The 16,436-nt window shown below is 64.6% G+C and carries 11 protein-coding genes; 7 read left to right on the forward strand and 4 right to left on the reverse strand.

The features are described 5' to 3' along the window. Positions 1-326: 326 nt before the first annotated feature. The 7 genes from ACREC7_RS12230 to clpB all read left to right on the forward strand — a co-directional run bounded on the left by ACREC7_RS12230 (position 327) and on the right by clpB (position 10,998). The gene (locus ACREC7_RS12230) at positions 327-1,607 is read left to right on the forward strand and encodes an aspartate kinase (protein WP_431555963.1); all 1,281 of its coding nucleotides are present in this window, start codon (positions 327-329) and stop codon (positions 1,605-1,607) included. 75 nt (positions 1,608-1,682) lie between these two features. Continuing rightward, positions 1,683-3,944 carry a phosphoenolpyruvate--protein phosphotransferase gene (gene ptsP / locus ACREC7_RS12235; RefSeq protein ID WP_431555964.1) on the forward strand — a complete coding sequence of 754 codons (2,262 nt, stop codon included), beginning with the start codon at positions 1,683-1,685 and terminating at the stop codon, positions 3,942-3,944. Positions 3,945-4,127: 183 nt separating this feature from the next. Beyond that, positions 4,128-5,069: a helix-turn-helix domain-containing protein gene (locus tag ACREC7_RS12240; protein ID WP_431555965.1), complete on the forward strand. Its 942-nt coding sequence runs from the start codon at positions 4,128-4,130 to the stop codon at positions 5,067-5,069. A gap of 28 nt (positions 5,070-5,097) precedes the next feature. Then, complete coding sequence (prfA, locus tag ACREC7_RS12245; protein WP_431555966.1) at positions 5,098-6,189, forward strand: peptide chain release factor 1; 1,092 nt, start codon at positions 5,098-5,100, stop codon at positions 6,187-6,189. Positions 6,190-6,334: 145 nt separating this feature from the next. Then, the gene (prmC, locus tag ACREC7_RS12250) at positions 6,335-7,201 is read left to right on the forward strand and encodes a peptide chain release factor N(5)-glutamine methyltransferase (protein WP_431555967.1); all 867 of its coding nucleotides are present in this window, start codon (positions 6,335-6,337) and stop codon (positions 7,199-7,201) included. Positions 7,202-7,640: 439 nt separating this feature from the next. After that, on the forward strand, positions 7,641-8,207 hold the full coding sequence (locus ACREC7_RS12255) for a DUF4167 domain-containing protein (protein ID WP_431555968.1): 567 nt from the start codon (positions 7,641-7,643) through the stop codon (positions 8,205-8,207). A gap of 193 nt (positions 8,208-8,400) precedes the next feature. Further along, the gene (clpB, locus tag ACREC7_RS12260; RefSeq protein WP_431555969.1) at positions 8,401-10,998 is read left to right on the forward strand and encodes an ATP-dependent chaperone ClpB; all 2,598 of its coding nucleotides are present in this window, start codon (positions 8,401-8,403) and stop codon (positions 10,996-10,998) included. 218 nt (positions 10,999-11,216) lie between these two features. Here clpB and ACREC7_RS12265 read toward each other — a convergent pair whose 3' ends face one another. The 4 genes from ACREC7_RS12265 to ACREC7_RS12280 form a co-directional block, all read right to left on the reverse strand. Further along, positions 11,217-11,429 carry a hypothetical protein gene (locus ACREC7_RS12265; RefSeq protein ID WP_431555970.1) on the reverse strand — a complete coding sequence of 71 codons (213 nt, stop codon included), beginning with the start codon at positions 11,427-11,429 and terminating at the stop codon, positions 11,217-11,219. A gap of 170 nt (positions 11,430-11,599) precedes the next feature. After that, positions 11,600-11,911 carry a PepSY domain-containing protein gene (locus ACREC7_RS12270; protein ID WP_431555971.1) on the reverse strand — a complete coding sequence of 104 codons (312 nt, stop codon included), beginning with the start codon at positions 11,909-11,911 and terminating at the stop codon, positions 11,600-11,602. Positions 11,912-12,075: 164 nt separating this feature from the next. Then, on the reverse strand, positions 12,076-12,348 hold the full coding sequence (locus ACREC7_RS12275; RefSeq protein WP_431555972.1) for a hypothetical protein: 273 nt from the start codon (positions 12,346-12,348) through the stop codon (positions 12,076-12,078). 7 nt (positions 12,349-12,355) lie between these two features. Beyond that, on the reverse strand, positions 12,356-16,150 hold the full coding sequence (locus tag ACREC7_RS12280; protein WP_431555973.1) for an Eco57I restriction-modification methylase domain-containing protein: 3,795 nt from the start codon (positions 16,148-16,150) through the stop codon (positions 12,356-12,358). Positions 16,151-16,436 lie beyond the last annotated feature (286 nt).

Genomic DNA, 16,436 nt, shown 5'->3' on the forward strand with positions numbered 1-16,436 from the left:
CAGGTGAGCCGAACCGGATTGATGCGGTGAAGCTGGCGGAAGGGCCCGCGCTCGTCCCACCATTGCCCGCTGAGCTTCGCAAAGCGGGCGACCTCGTCGCGGTCGAGCGTCGGCGTGTCATGTGGCGCTTGAGGGGCGTGAGCCATGGGTCATTGACCGTGGCCCTTAACCCGCTGTCAAGAATGCCGAGAGAGGGTGAGGCGAGGTTGCGGCAAGGGCCGCCAGTCAGTATGAAGAACCGCTTTCTGGCCGGCCCCGGGGCCGGCCGTGCTGTTGCTATGGGCCAGTGCTGCCTTCGATGGCGGCTCGAGGCCTAGGAGGGGCAAGTGTCCCTGTTGGTGCTCAAATTTGGCGGGACGTCGGTCGCCGACGTCGAACGCATCCGCAACGCCGCCGCGCACGTCAAGCGCGAGGTCGACGCAGGCCACGCTTGCGCCGTGGTGGTCTCGGCCATGGCCGGCCAGACCAATCAGCTGGTGACCTGGGTCGAGGACGCCTGGGGCTTCAAGCTGAACAACGGCAACCAGGTCTCGGCCATGTACGACGCCCGCGAATATGACGCGGTGGTGGCCTCTGGTGAGCAGGTGACCTCCGGGCTGCTCGCCATCGTGCTCCAGTCGATCGGGGTCAAGGCACGGTCCTGGCAGGGCTGGCAGATCCCGATGACCACCGACGGCGCCCATCGCGCCGCCCGCATCACCGGCGTCGCCGTGGATATGCTGAAGGCCCACATGATGGGTGGCGAGGTGGCGGTGGTGGCAGGTTTCCAGGGCATTGGCCCCGAGAACCGCATCTCGACCCTGGGCCGCGGAGGCTCGGATACCAGCGCCGTGGCCTTGGCGGCGGCGCTCGATGCCGACCGCTGCGACATCTATACCGATGTCGACGGCGTCTACACCACCGACCCCAGAATCGTGCCGAAAGCCCATCGGCTTGACAGAATCTCCTATGAAGAGATGTTGGAGATGGCCTCGCAGGGCGCCAAGGTGCTGCAAACCCGCTCGGTCGAGCTTGCCATGCAGCGGGGTGTCCGCGTGCTGGTGCGGTCGAGCTTCGAGCCGCCGCACTTGAACGGCGCCAAAGCCGCCGAGGCCTGTGGAACGCTGGTTTGTCATGAGGATGAGATCGTGGAGCAAAATGTCGTCAGCGGAATCGCCTATGCGCGCGACGAGGCCAAGGTGACGCTGCTCAAGATCGCCGATAAGCCTGGGGTGGCGGCACAGGTGTTCTGCCCGCTCGCCGACGCCAATATCAATGTCGACATGATCGTGCAGAACGTCTCGGAGGATGGCTTCACCGATCTCACCTTCACCGTGCAGAGCGCCGATTTCGACCGCGCCATCGAGGTGCTGAAGAAGTCGCGAGAGGCCATCGGCTATGCCGATTTGCGCGGCTCCTCCGATATAGCCAAGGTGTCGGCCATCGGGGTCGGCATGCGCAGCCATGCCGGCGTTGCCTCGCAGATGTTCAGCGCTTTGGCCGAAAAAGGCATCAATATCGAGGCGATTTCCACCTCGGAGATCAAAATCAGCGTATTGATTGATGCGGCCTACGCCGAGCTTGCGGTGCGGACCTTGCATTCGCTGTTCGGATTGGACAGCCGCTAGACTGATAGCGCGGCCACCTCAAGCCTTTCGCCAGCTCAGGTCCGCCGCTAAACCGGCCGGCGAGGACTCGACTTTATGCCACTTTCAGTTGGCGCCCCGAGATTGCTGCTCCGCCGCTTGCGCGAGGTCATGGCCGAGCGCGAGAGCGCGCAGGCGCGTCTCGACAAGGTCGTGGTGCTGGTCGCCTCCAACATGGTGGCCGAGGTGTGCTCGCTTTATCTCCGCCGCCGCGACACCTCGCTCGAGCTGTTCGCCACCGAAGGCTTGAACCCCGAGGCGGTGCACAACACGCATCTGAAAGCCGGCGAGGGCCTGGTCGGCCTGATCGCCGAGCATGGCGAGCCGATGCAATTCGCCGACGCCCAGACCCACCCCGCCTTCTCCTACCGGCCGGAAACCGGAGAAGAGGTCTACCACTCCTTCCTCGGGGTGCCGATCTTGCGCGCCGGCCACACCATCGGCGTGCTCACGGTGCAGAACCGCACCCAGCGCCACTACAGCGACGAGGAGGTGGAGGCGCTGCAGACCACGGCCATGGTCATCGCCGAGATGATCGCCTCCGGCGGGCTGGCGGTGAGCGAGGAGGGCGGCCAGGAGGCGCGCCGCGAGCAGAGCGCCCGCTTCACCGGCGTTACCATCTCCGAAGGCGTGGCGCTCGGCCATGTGGTGCTGCATGAGCCGCGGATCGTGGTCACCAAGCTCATCGCCGAGGACGTCGAGTTCGAGCGGCGGCGCCTGGCCCAGGCCATCGACGAGCTCACCGGCATGATCGACGGCATGCTCGAACGCGGCGACCTCCAGCGCGCTGGCGAGCACCGCGAGGTGCTCGAGGCCTTCCGCATGTTCGCGCATGACCGGGGCTGGCGGCGCCGCCTCGACGAGGCGCTGCTCACCGGCTTGACCGCCGAAGCCGCGGTGCAGCGCGTGCGCAACGATACCCGCGCCCGCATGCTCCGGCAGATCGATCCTTACGCGCGGGAGCGTCTGCACGACATCGACGACCTCTCCAACCGCCTGCTGCGCGTGCTCGCCGGAGGGGTCGGCACGGCGGCGGCCGGCAACCTGCCGCAAGACACGATCCTCATTGCCCGCACCATGGGCCCTGCCGAGCTGCTCGACTACGACCGGCAGCGCCTGCGCGGGCTCGTGCTCGAGGAAGGCGGCGCGGCGAGCCATGTCGCCATCGTGGCCCGCGCGCTCGGCATTGCCGCCATCAGCCAGGCCAAGGGCGTGCTCGATGCGGTCGAAGCAGGCGATGCGGCAATCGTCGACGCCGAGGGCGGCGAATTGCACGTGCGGCCGACGCCGGAGGTGGTGGCGGCCTATGCCGACAAGGTCCGCTTCCGGGCAAGGCGCCAGGCCCAATACGCGGCCTTGCGCAACGTGCCGGCGGTCACGCTCGACGGCGAGCGGGTCTCGCTCAACATCAATGCCGGCCTCGTGTTCGACCTGCCGCATCTCGATCAGTCGGGCGCTGACGGCATCGGCCTGTTCCGCACCGAGCTGCAATTCATGATCGCCTCGACCTTCCCGCGGCTCGAGCAGCAGACCCGCATCTACAAAGCAATCCTCGACGCCGCGGGCGAACGCCCGGTCACGTTCCGCTCGCTCGACGTCGGCGGCGACAAGGTGCTGCCCTATTTCCGCGTGAACAAGGAGGAGAATCCTGCGCTCGGCTGGCGCGCCATCCGCATGGCGCTCGACCGGCCGGCGCTGTTCCGTACGCAAGTTCGGGCGCTGCTCCGCGCCGCGCATGGGCGCGAGCTCAGGATCATGCTGCCGATGATCGGCGACGTGGCCGAGCTCACCGCGGCCCGCGCCCTGATCGACCGCGAGGTCACCATCCTCAAGCGCCATGGACGGCTAGAGCCGAGGAAGCTGCTGGTCGGGGCGATGATCGAGGTTCCGGCGCTTCTTTTTCAGCTCGATCGCGTGCTGCCGCTTGCCGACTTCGCCTCGGTGGGCTCGAACGACTTGATGCAGTTCCTGTTCGCCACCGACCGCGGCAATATGCTGGTCGCTGACCGTTTCGACGCGCTCAACCCCGCCGGGCTCATGGCGCTCCGCGTCATCGTTGAGGCGGCGGCGCGGCATGATGTGCCGCTCAATCTGTGCGGCGAGATGGCCGGCAAGCCGCTCGAGGCCATGGCGCTGATCGGCCTCGGCTTCCGCTCCATCTCCATGGCGCCGGCTTCCGTGGGGCCGGTGAAGGCCATGGTGCTGTCGCTTGACAGGAGCGATCTGTGGGTCCGGCTCCAAGAGCTACTGGCCTGTAAATCCACGTCCGTGCGTGAGGAGTTGAAGAGCTACGCTGCCGAGAAAGGTGTGCAGATTTGACGCGTGGCGACGAGGAACTGCCATTTGCCGCTCCCGCGGAGGCTTGCAAAGCGTGGGCCGATGGGCTTGTGTGTGGCGAGAGTCGCAGGTCACAGAATGGCAACTTCACCGCGCCCGGCGCCGGGAAGCTTGCCTCCGGACGGTGGACCCGGAGGCCGCCTGCATATTCACGGGATTACGGAAATGCCAGCCGGCTATGACGCTGAGGTGGCGGAGTTATTTAGGGATCTTCGCTCCGCGAGCGGACTGTCGGAAGCAGATCTCGCGGCCCAGCTCGCGACGCGCACCGAAGTGGTGCAGGCGCTGGAGCAGGGCGCGCTCTATGCCCTGCCGCCGTGGCCCGAGACCTACCGCGTGGTGGCCACCTACGGCACCCTGCTCAACCTCGATGTGCGGCCGTTGCTGCGGCGCATTTATGCCCAGGTCGACGCAGGCGTGGTCGGGCTCGAACCAAAGTCGATGCCCGATGTCCCCTTCATGGCGCCCCCTGAAAATGTCGAGCACGAATTCCAAGGCCAGCCGCCCAAGGCCCAGCCTCAGGCCGCCGAGTCCTTTCCCATGCAGCCGCGTCAGCCGGCGCCAGTCCCGGCAAGGCCGCCGCAAGCGGCGCCCGACCAGCGGGGACCAGGACCGCGCCAGGCTCAAGGACCCCAACCCAGGCTGCAGCCTCAGCAGCCGCCGCCTCTGCCGCATCAGCAGCAACCGCCGCCATGGGCGCCGCAGCAAAGAGGAGCGCCACCGGGACCTCCCCGCGGCGTCGCGCCGCAGCCGGCACAGCCGCCACAATCCCGCACGCCGCCCGGACCGCGGCGTGAAGCCCGGGTCCCGTCGCCGCTTCAGCAGCCGCAAGCCCGCGTGGCCGTGCCGCTTCCGGCGGCGCCCCTGGAAGAGGAACCGGCCAAGAAGAAGTGGCCGTGGAAGGCGCTCATCAAATGGGGCGTGGCTGCCCTCGTCATCCTCGGCATCGCTGCCGGGCTGTGGCTGTGGCTTGCCAAGCCTGGTGGCCTGCTCGGCTCAGGTCCTGCGCGCCCAGGCGCCAAATCCTCCGACACGGGGGCGCCAACCACTGCCGATCCGAACGACCCGCGGAGCCGGAAGGCAGACCGCCTGCCCGGCCCCTCCTAACTAGACAGCCCAAGCTCGATCTTCGAACATGACGACGATTCCCGCCGATAAGCTCGACAAGCTTGTCTCCCGATGGGAGACGGTGCAGGGCGCGCTCGCCACAGGCTCCGACCAGGAGACTTATGTCCGCCTCTCCCGGGAGTTCGCCGAGCTCGATCCTATCGTGGCGACGATCACCGCGCTCCGCTCCGCGCTGCGCGAGCGGGAGGGCCTTCAGCATCTGATCGACGATCCCGCCTCGGAGACGGACATGGCGGCTCTCGCCGAGGAGGAGATGGGACCGCTCGATAGCAAGATCGAGGATCTCGAGCAGCAGCTGAAAGTGCAATTGCTGCCCAAGGATACCGCCGACGAGAAGAGCGCCATCCTGGAAGTGCGCGCCGGCACCGGAGGCGAGGAGGCGGCGCTGTTCGCTGCCGATCTCTTCCGCATGTATCAGCGCTACGCCGACGCCCATGGCTGGAAGGTCGCCATCATCTCGGCAAGCGAGTCGTCGACGGGCGGCTACAAGGAAATCATCGCCAATATCACCGGCAAGGGCGTGTTCGCCCGGCTGAAATTCGAATCCGGCGTGCATCGCGTGCAGCGCGTGCCGGAGACCGAGGCGCAAGGGCGCATTCACACATCGGCGGCGACGGTGGCGGTGCTGCCGGAGGCGGAAGATGTCGACATCAAGATCGACGACAAGGATTTGCGCATCGACGTGTTCCGGGCGAGCGGGCCTGGCGGCCAGTCGGTCAACACCACCGACAGCGCGGTCAGGATCACCCATCTGCCGTCGGGCCTCGTGGTCAGCCAGCAGGATGAGAAGTCGCAGCACAAGAACAAGGCCAAGGCGATGAAGGTGCTGCGCGCGCGCCTCTATGACCTCGAGCGGGCGAAGCTCGATGCGGAGCGCTCGCAGACCCGCCGCAGTCAGATCGGCACCGGCGATCGCTCGCAGCGCATCCGCACCTACAACTTCCCGCAAGGGCGCGTCACCGATCACCGCATCGGCCTTACGCTGCACAGCCTCGACCTGGTGCTGGAGGGCAGGGGCCTCGACGAGATCATCGATGCCCTGATCACCGAGCATCAGACAGGCCTGCTCGCCGCCGTTCAGGAAGAGGGCCATGGGTGAGTTGCCTGAGCGCTCCAATTTGCACCCCGCTCCCCCCTTGCGGGGGAGCAGGATCGGCGCAGCCGATCCGAGGGGGGTGAGGTGTGAGTCATCTGTTCAACCCCCCTCCCTAGCCCTCCCCCGCAAGGGGGGAGGGGAGAGCCTGTTGCACGGTCCGCAAACACCAAGCGAAGCGTTCCGGGTGGCGGCGCGGGCGTTTCGCGAAGCGGGGATCGAGACGCCTGAGCTCGATGCGCGGCTCTTGCTCTGCCACGCCGCTGGCTTGAGCCACGAGGCTTATGTCGCCGGACCGAACGATACGCTCACGCCTGACGCTGCAGCTAGGCTTGGGGCTTATGTGGCGCGGCGGCTTGCCGGCGAGCCGGTGTCGCGCATCATCGGCTTCCGCGAGTTCTATGGCCGGCCGTTCCGCATCGACGCGAGCACGCTCGATCCGCGCCCCGATACCGAGACGCTGATCGAGGCGGCACTTGGCCTCGTGGACCGCGAAGCGCCGCTTGACATCCTCGACCTCGGCACCGGGAGCGGCTGCATCCTGATCACTCTGTTGGCGGAGCTGCCGCAGGCGACCGGCGTCGGGCTCGATCTCAGCTTGCCGGCCCTAGCACTGGCGTGGGCCAATGCGCGTGCCCTCGGGGTCGGCACCCGCGCGTGCTTCATCGCTTCCGACTGGCTTGAGGCCGTCGAGGGCGCCTTCGACCTTGTGGTGGCCAACCCGCCCTATCTCACGTCAGCCGACATGGCCGGGCTCGCCCCCGAGGTGCGCGATCATGACCCGAGATCCGCCCTCGACGGGGGGCCTGACGGGCTTTCCGCCTATCGCCGCATCTTGCCAGGCCTCCACAAAGCCTTGCGCCCTGGCGGATTCGCCCTGTTCGAGATCGGCCCTGACCAGGCCGACGCGGTTCTGCCCCTCCTAGGCGGGGCCGGCCTTGTCGTGGAGGAGGGGCAGCACCTCTGGCACGATCTTGCCGGCCGCCCTCGCGTGGCCGGAGCCCGGAGGCGAGGCTAAGGCGCCGTGGGAGCGGGAGGCCGCATCCGAAAAATTGGACTTGGAAATTTACGAGGTTCGGGCTAGGTTCGAGGTCAGCGAATTGGAAATTCTCGGCCATTGGCGTTAAGAGCGCTGGCCGGTTGCAGACGGCAACACGAGCGACACCACTGGAACCTCGATCGTAGGGCGGCGTGCCTCTCGGGACGTTCAGGTGACGCTCAATCGCCCATCTATTTTTAGGCTGGCTGCGCAATCAGGACGTTTATCGGCTCGGCGCCGGGTGATGCGCAAAGCAGCAGGATCGTGTTTGCCGATCGCGGCCTAGGTCACCTGGACCCGGCGGGGCTAGACTGAGCGAATAGCGAACTTGGACTTTGAAGATCCGAGCAGACAACAACACCGAGGGCAGGGAAGAAGTCGCGGCATGAGCCGCTTATCAGGGTTGCAATAGAAGCCTATGAGGCAAGGACAACAGAATCGCCGGGGTCGCGGCCGTGGCCGCAAGCCCCAAAATCCGCTGGCACGGAACTACGAATCGAACGGCCCGGACGTCAAAATCCGCGGAACCGCGGTTCATGTCGCCGAGAAATACATGTCGCTCGCCCGCGATGCTCTCGCGTCCGGCGACATGATCGCGGCCGAGAGCTATTTCCAGCACGCCGAACACTACAACCGCATCATCATGGCGGCGCAGTCGCAGTTCGGCCCGCAGCATGGCGGCCAGCCAGGCGAAGGTGGAAATGGCGGCTTCCGGCCACGCTGGAACGCCGACGGCTCCGAGGATGATGGTGGCTCGGACTTCGACAGCACCGATGGTGGCGGCGGCGACGTTCGTGAGACGCATGGCGGCGGCGGGCAAGACCGCGAGCGTCATGCCGGCAACCGGGAGCATCACGGCGGCGGGCGTGACAATTATGGCCGGCGTGGTCCGAATGGCGGCGAGGGGCAGGGACGGGACACCAACGGTTCCGATCCGGCCGATGCCGCCCAATCCGACGAAAGCACCTCCGACCCGGTCGGGTAGTTCCGAGCGCCTTTGACGGCTCCCGCCCATCTCGCGCGCCTATGGGCCCGGGATTGACGCCTGCCATTCTCGTTGGATAAGCCCCGCGCTATATCTCCGTTAAGGGGTCGGCTTATATTGGCTGCCTCGTGCCGGCCGGGTCCGCCCGTCCTGCCCGGTTGGCCGATCAGCGTGCTCAACAGGAAAGCGTCCCATGGATTTCGAGAAATTCTCCGACCGGCTGAAGGGCTTCGTGCAGTCGGCGCAAACCCTCGCCATCCGCGAAGGCAACCCGCAAATCACGCCGGAGCACCTGCTGAAAGTGCTGCTCGACGACCCGGAAGGCTTGGCGTCAGGGCTGATCACCAAGGCCGGCGGCAGACCCAAGGAGGCGCTTGAGCGCACCGAAGCAGCGCTCGCCAAGCTGCCCAAAGTGTCGGGCAGCGGGGCGCAAGTGCACATGGCCCCGGCCTTGGGGCGCGTGCTCGACCAGGCCGAGCAGATCGCCACCAAAGCCGGCGACAGCTTCGTCACCGTCGAGCGGGTGCTGCAGGCGCTTTCCATGGCCAAGGAGGCCGAGGCCTCGCGCATCCTGACCGATGCCGGGGTGACGCCACAGACGCTCAATGCCGCCATCAACGAGCTGCGCAAGGGCCGCACCGCCGATTCCGCCGGCGCCGAGCAGGCCTACGATGCGCTCAAGCGCTACACCCGCGACTTCACCGAGGCAGCCGCCAAGGGCGAGCTCGATCCGGTGATCGGCCGCGACGAGGAGATCAGGCGCACCATCCAAGTTCTGTCCCGCCGCACCAAGAACAACCCAGTGCTGATCGGCGAGCCTGGCGTCGGCAAGACGGCGATCGTCGAGGGTCTGGCGCACCGCATCGTCAATGGCGACGTGCCGGAGAGCCTGAAAGACAAGAAGGTGTTGTCGCTCGATTTGGGCGCCTTGATCGCCGGCGCCAAATATCGCGGCGAGTTCGAGGAGCGCCTCAAGGCCGTGCTCTCGGAGATCCAGTCGAGCCACGGCCAGATCATCCTGTTCATCGACGAGATGCATACGCTGGTCGGCGCCGGCAAGGCCGACGGCGCCATGGACGCCTCGAACCTCTTGAAGCCCGCACTTGCCCGCGGCGAGCTCCATTGCGTCGGCGCCACCACGCTCGACGAATATCGCAAGCACGTGGAGAAGGACGCGGCACTCGCAAGGCGCTTCCAGCCGATCTTCGTCTCCGAGCCGACGGTCGAGGACACCATCTCCATCCTGCGCGGCTTGAAGGAGAAATACGAGCTGCATCACGGCGTGCGCATCGCCGATGCGGCCCTGGTCGCCGCCGCTGTGCTCTCCAACCGCTACATCACCGACCGCTTCCTCCCCGACAAGGCCATTGACCTCGTCGACGAGGCTGCCTCGCGCTTGCGCATGCAGATCGACTCGAAGCCAGAGGCGCTCGACGAGCTCGACCGGCGCATCATCCAGCTCAAGATCGAGCGCGAGGCGCTGAAGAAGGAATCGGACTCGGCCTCAAAGGACCGCCTGGCCAAGCTCGAGAAGGAGCTTGCCAATCTCGAGGAGGAGGCGAGCGTGCTCACCCGCCGCTGGCAGGAGGAGAAGGAGAAGCTTGCCGGCGCCCAGAAGCTGAAGGAGCGGCTCGATGCCGCCCGCGTCGAGCTCGAGCAGGCCCAGCGCAAGGGCGACTTGGCCCGCGCCGGCGAGCTCGCTTACGGCGTGATCCCCGACCTCGAAACCAAGCTGAAGAAGCTCGAAGAGGCCGAGGACAAGGGCGGCGCCATGGCGCAGGAAGTGGTCACCGCCGACCTCATCGCCCAAGTGGTCTCGCGCTGGACCGGCATCCCGGTCGACAAGATGCTGGAAGGCGAGCGCGACAAGCTCTTGCGCATGGAGGAGGAGATAATCAAGCGCGTGGTCGGCCAGTCAGAGGCCGTCACCGCGGTATCGACCGCCGTGCGCCGCTCCCGCGCCGGCCTGCAGGACCCCAACCGGCCGATCGGCTCGTTCATGTTCCTCGGCCCCACCGGCGTCGGCAAGACCGAGCTCGCCAAAGCGCTTGCCGAATTCATGTTCGACGACGAGCACGCCATGATCCGCATCGACATGTCGGAATATATGGAGAAGCACTCCGTTGCCAGGCTGATCGGCGCGCCCCCCGGCTATGTCGGCTATGAAGAGGGCGGCGCGCTCACCGAGGCCGTGCGCCGGCGCCCCTATCAGGTCATCCTGTTCGACGAGATCGAGAAGGCGCATCCCGACGTGTTCAACGTGCTCCTCCAGGTGCTCGACGACGGCAGGCTCACCGACGGCCAGGGCCGCACCGTCGACTTCCGCAACACGCTGATCATCATGACCTCCAATCTCGGCTCCGAATATCTGGTCAATCAGCCCGAGGGCGAGGATTCCGACGCTGTGCGCGACCAGGTGATGGCGGTGGTGCGCGCCCATTTCCGGCCGGAGTTCCTCAACCGCGTCGACGAGATCATCCTGTTCCATCGCCTGAAGCGCGAGCAGATGACGCGGATCGTCGACATCCAGATGCGCAGGCTTGCCAAGCTGCTCGCCGACCGCAAGCTGACCATCGAGCTCGACGACAAGGCCAAGGAGTGGCTCGGGCAGAAAGGCTACGACCCTGCCTATGGCGCGCGGCCGCTCAAGCGCGTCATCCAGAAATATGTGCAAGACCCGCTCGCCGAGATGATCCTGCAAGGCAAGATCCACGAGGGCGAGAACGTGAAGATCACCGCCGACCAGAACGGCCTCGTCGTCAACGGCCAGGCGGTGAAGCAGGCGGCCTAGTCGTCCTCATGTAGCGAAGCGATAGGATATTATAGACTCAAGCAACCTCAGGCTGAGGAGCGCTGCGAAAGCAGCACGTCTCGAAGCCTGACCTTATCCCTCGAGTCGTGGAGCGATAGGACAGTGTAACTGCGTCCGCGCTCGCTCGGGTCCGCTCCAACAAGAAAGGGCCGGCGACATGCCGGCCCTTCAGGAGACACTCCGCGCAAAAAGGGAAATTAGGCGGTGCAGTCCTTCATGCCTTGCATGGCCTTGTGGGCCTCAGCTTTGGTCTTGTAGGGGCCGCCCATGTTCTTCATCGAGCCGGACGGCATGGAGTGCATCATGCTGCATTTGTGGCTCGCCGGATCGAAGGCGACGTAGAATTGCTCGGCAAGGGCAGGGGTGACGAAGCCGACGATGAGAGCGGCGGCTACCAGATATTTCTTCATTGTCTCGCTCCTTGGGCTGAGGGGGGCGCGTTTTGCGCCTGCCAGCGCCGTTAGACCACGGCCGAGGGGCGGCAATCGATCAACTGTCCGCGACTTGCGTGCGACAAAACGAAGCCTGTCCGCCGGGCAAGCCCGGCGCGTGGTGCCGGAGATGCAAGACCGCTTGAACGCTAGTCCGGATTGGCGCCCTCTTTGGCGTTCTCGAGAAGCTTTCCGGTCTCGGCATCCACGCCGACTTCGTAGAGCGTCTTGCCGCTCTTCACCACGAAGGAATAGCGGAGGCCGCTGCCGCCTTTTTCCTTTTCAAGCTCCTCCGAGCTTATGGTGCCCTGGCGCGCCTTGAGGGCAATCGCGCGGGCGTCGTCTATCTTTATCTTCGCCGATCCGGCGAGCTCCTGCCCGTCATAGGCCGATGCGCCGGTTGCGACCGTCGCCATCAGTCCGAGCATCGCCAGTCGCAGGGTAAGGGTTTGCAGCACCATGAACGCCTCCATTGCCAAACGCGGTGTGACCCGCCACCGCGCGGCAGCTTACCCGAAATCAGGGACAAGGGGATCGGCGGTTTTCGCGGGTTGCTTAATCTTTTCCGCACCGGGGTGTGGGGGGACGGCCTCAACGGCCAGGCGGTCAGGGGTGCAGGGGATCGCTAGCGCCGCCCGATCGGCGCCTGCTCCAGGCGCGCAATCTCGCGTTGGAACATTTCCATCATCTCGGCGGCTTCTTCCGCCGGCAGATTGCTTTGCGCGAGTTTCGGGAAGCGCTCAATCCACAAACGGGCTTCCGCCGGCTGCCAGGGCATGAACTGAGCGCCCGTAACGAGGCGGAGAACACGCATGAGATGCTTACGGATGAAGGCGGGGTCAAGCGGTAGGCTCTCCGGCACTGAAGGCCGTGTCCGGAACAGGTGCAATTGGCTCATGGGCCAATCATGTCCGATTCGCGGAAATGCTTCGACCTCGCCCGTCAGTTTCCACAAGGAAGCGCTCCGAGTCCGTGAGGCCATATAGCTCGAACAACCTCTCGTTGATCGCGCTTTCGAGCACGCCGATCTCCCCGATCTGCTGAGCCAGAGCGTCGACCCGCTCGATGAACTGACGGGCGGCGGGGGCGCCCGTCTCCGCAGGCGGGCGACGCAACGCCTCGGCGAGACGGGAGGCGTCGCGCCAGTCCTGGCTAAGCAAAAGGAAGCGCCAGTAGTGCTCCGCAAGCTGGCCTACATCTTCATCCAGATAAATGCGATCGAGCAGGTGACGGCCACCTCCGTGTAGCACCAGCTCGCCATCGCGGAAGTCGGCTTCTGCGGCATCTTCCCCATCGAGGGCTGCCTGCAGCGTCTCGACTTGTTCTGCGATCGCCTCTCCGAGCTTCTGCTTCGCCCACTGTTGCCGTTCGTCGGCCACGTTGAGGGTTCGCGGGGCGGCGCCCTCCAGATCCTGCAGGGCTGGGAGGTCAGGCCACAGCCAATGTTCGTTGTGACGAGCCCGCGCCAGAACCGAGAGGCGATTTTCGGCGGCCGCAAGAAGCTCGCGCCGACGCGTCCACCCGTCCTGCAGTGCCCGGGCCAGACGAGCGATTTCGGCCTGTTCTTCAGGCGAGGCATCGGGCACCGGAAGCGGGGCAATGAATTGCCTGTTAGCCTCGAAGTATCCGCCGCTTTTCGGCTTTGCAATCCGCTTGAAAACGAAATTTGCCAATGCGCCATTGAGCGCACCAAGCAGGTAAAAGGGATCGGTCCCCTCCGACGGCAAGATGCCGTTCACGCGCACATTGTTGAGATATTTGTTAGCCGCCCTGTCTGCGCAGACGCGCATCTCGGGTACGGTCTGAGCGACGATGAGCTTCTCGATATCCTGCTTGTCGATGTTCTGATTCCGGCCGAAGCGCCACCAGGTTCCGTCGTCGAACGCTCCACGCTCGCGTGATCTTAGCGCTGCTTCCCATGTTTTCAGATATGCCCAAGCATTTGGAAACCTCCGAGCCATCGCTTCTTCGCCGATCAGCTGCATATTCCCTCGCGCGTCGCGCGCATAAGGGAACAGCAGGTACGTGTCGGTCTCGGGCTCCTCATAGCGTTTCGCCTCTGCCCCCGAGATCAGTGGCTTCATGATCTCATCTTCGATCTCGACCAAGTAGGGCGGCGCGCCAACTGGATTGCAGCGGTACTGCCCACGAGCGATGCGTTCCAAATGATAGATCTTGTCGGCGCTTGTAATGAGGCCTTGAAAGATCGCGCTGGTCAGCCTTCCATCATTGAGCCTCAAACAAGTTGCCGAGAGCCGCGCGATAAGCGCCCGCTCGGCGCCGGTCGCCATGAGCCATTGGCCGTCCTCCGGAATATCCGCATAGGGCACGCTTAGTGCCGGGTCGGACCAGTCGATGTCCTCGACCTCGCCCTCCGGGGCGGCAGCGACACGGATGTTCTCAGTCGCATCGTGTGTGAAAAATTGGAGGGCCGTGTACGTGGTCACGTCCGCAAACACCTGATGCGATTTGAAGTCGATCCAGCGGTCGAGTTGGCGTCGTTGGCGAAGAAGACGCCGCAGGCCCTCGCCATACTCGTTCACCGTCCAAAGGCTTGGCGCGATGTACGCCATGCGGCCGCCCGGCGCGAGCAGCCGCAGCCCCTGTTCGATGAACGGCAGGTAAAGGTCGAAATTACCCGTACGAGCGCTCTCAAACGTCTGGCCGCCCCGCTCCGCCTGCAGCCAGTCGGCGATCTCAGGGTCCAGCTTCCGTATGTTCTGTAGCTTCACGTAGGGCGGGTTGCCGAGGACAATGTCAAACCCCCCAACCTCCCCCTCTGGCCACACTTCCGGGAAGGCCGCGCGCCACGTCGTGATCGCGTTGACTCGGTCACGAAGCGCCTGATCGTTCCTTCGTCCGGTCCAGAAATCCGGACCAATCAGGCTGTTGAAACAACGCATGGTGTGATCGAGCGAAGAAAGCGGCGCATCGGCCCGGGATGAATGCAGCCAGAGCGCAAGCTTGGCGATTTCAAGCGCCGCTGGATTGATGTCGACTCCGTAGATGTTGTTTCCGAGGATTTCGGCGGTGAGCGCCGCCTCGTTCACTGCGCCACGGATCGCACGCCGACCAACACGATCCTTCTCCCGCTCGACAGCGACACGTTCGTCGAGCAGGCGGCGGAATGCCGAGATCAAGAAGGCGCCCGAGCCGCAGGCTGGGTCAACCAGACGGAGAGCCTTTAGTCGGCGTTCGTAGGCTTCCACTTGGTTCCTGTCGGGGAGCCGGTCGTCTTCCGGGGGCCAGCCGCATTCAGCCTTAACAGCCTCGAACCATGGATCGAGAGTCCGCTCGACTAGATAGTTGACGATCTTCTCGGGTGTGTAATAGACGCCGTCGCGCTTTCGCTTCGACAGGCTGGCGGCGCTTTCGCGCCCCTCCAATTCACCTGCGCGATATTCGAGTTCGATGATCGATTGCTCGAATATGCGGCCCAGCGTGTAAAGGCTAAGACTTTCGCGTGCCGAACCTCCCGAGGCATAATTATACCGCGCACTCAGAAAGAAGATTGTGGTCTTGTCGCTATCGAGCGACGCGTCGTTCTGCCCCTGACCAGGCGCCGCAAAGACATGATTCGGCACGCTGAGCGCTTCGATCTCCGGGTCTGGCGCGAACAGGCCTCCATTGATGTGGGGGACCTTTACCTGGCCAATCTGCCCGCCGACGCTCATTTCGGCGAACAGGCGCTTGAAAAAGCCCCATAGCTCCTCGCCGTTGGGATCATAGAAGCGCTCGATGCTACGTGCCTTCAGATGGTCCCGAATGAACTGCGGAGGGAAGGTCATCCGCTCGCCCATGTCTTCGCAGTAGAACGCGAAGATAAAGCGGTCGAGGAGTTTCTGTGAAAGTCGCAGAAGTTGGGTTGGAGTCGCTGCGTAACGCCTATTGTTGACGGACAGGACATTGAACAGACGTTCGCGCACGGCCTTGTAGTGACCATAGAATTCATTTTCCAGCCGCTCATCCCGCACCCACTGCCGTTCGACCAGACGCAACAGCGGCGGCCGGCCAGCCTCTGACAGGAGCTGGTCGCGATGAAACAGCTTTGAGAACAGGAAGCGGTCGAAACGCGCTTCCTCCGTATCACTCAGCAGGTCGTAATCACCTGCAAACAGGTCATGGCCCCGCTTAATGACAAACCGCAGAAACTCATTGGGCGCGCGGTCCCACCAGTACAAACGGAACTCGTTCATGTCCGTGACGAGTCCCCACCAAGGCTGGACTGGCTCGTTTCCGAAGAGTCCGCGCCGCGCGCCGCGGACGTAGTTCAGGCACTGTTCGACAGGCGAGCGCGTGCTTCCCTTACGGTTCTGGCGCGCATCGAGAGCAGAACGGATGTCCTTGAACTCGCAAAGTACCTGTGGAATGGCCAGCGGATTATCACGGAACCATCCGAGGGCGAGGTCGGCTTCACCCGACCCGCCGCCTGCCCCTTCACCTTGAATACGTAGCTTCGGGATCAGTGTGACCAGGTCCCTGTCGATCCGTCCCGCCTCTCCGTACCCCCAGGTGTCGACAAAGAACGTTTGCGTGAAGGCCCCTTCGGCGGCGGCTTCGTTCAACTGCAGTCGATCCGCCCAGGCCCGGAGCCGAGCAAGCAGTTCCGCATCCTTGGCATCGTCGTACGTCCGGAACTCTAGATCGAGTTCGGCGCGCAGGAAGGAACGCGTCACGAATGAGCGGCTATCGTCAAACATGCTGAACCATCGCCTAGTTGGCTTACCAGTAGGACTATTGCCGACCTTCGCTGTCTCGTCCACATTCGCCACCTTCGGTGATTTCGCCAGAGCGACGATGAGAAACTTATCCCCGCTGTCCGAACCTGCCGTAAACTCCCCCCATCCCTGCCCCATGAGGGATGCGTGACCTAGGACCGTCCTGGCATGAGAGGGCAGGGATGCGGCGCCTGAGGAGAACCGCGAAGCGGGCGTGCGACCTCATCTGACAAAGAGTGGTCTCGCGTTTCGCGGCCGGTGTAACGGC

It is taken from the genome of Methyloceanibacter sp. (assembly GCF_050728395.1).
In the GTDB taxonomy this organism is placed as follows: domain Bacteria; phylum Pseudomonadota; class Alphaproteobacteria; order Rhizobiales; family Methyloligellaceae; genus Methyloceanibacter.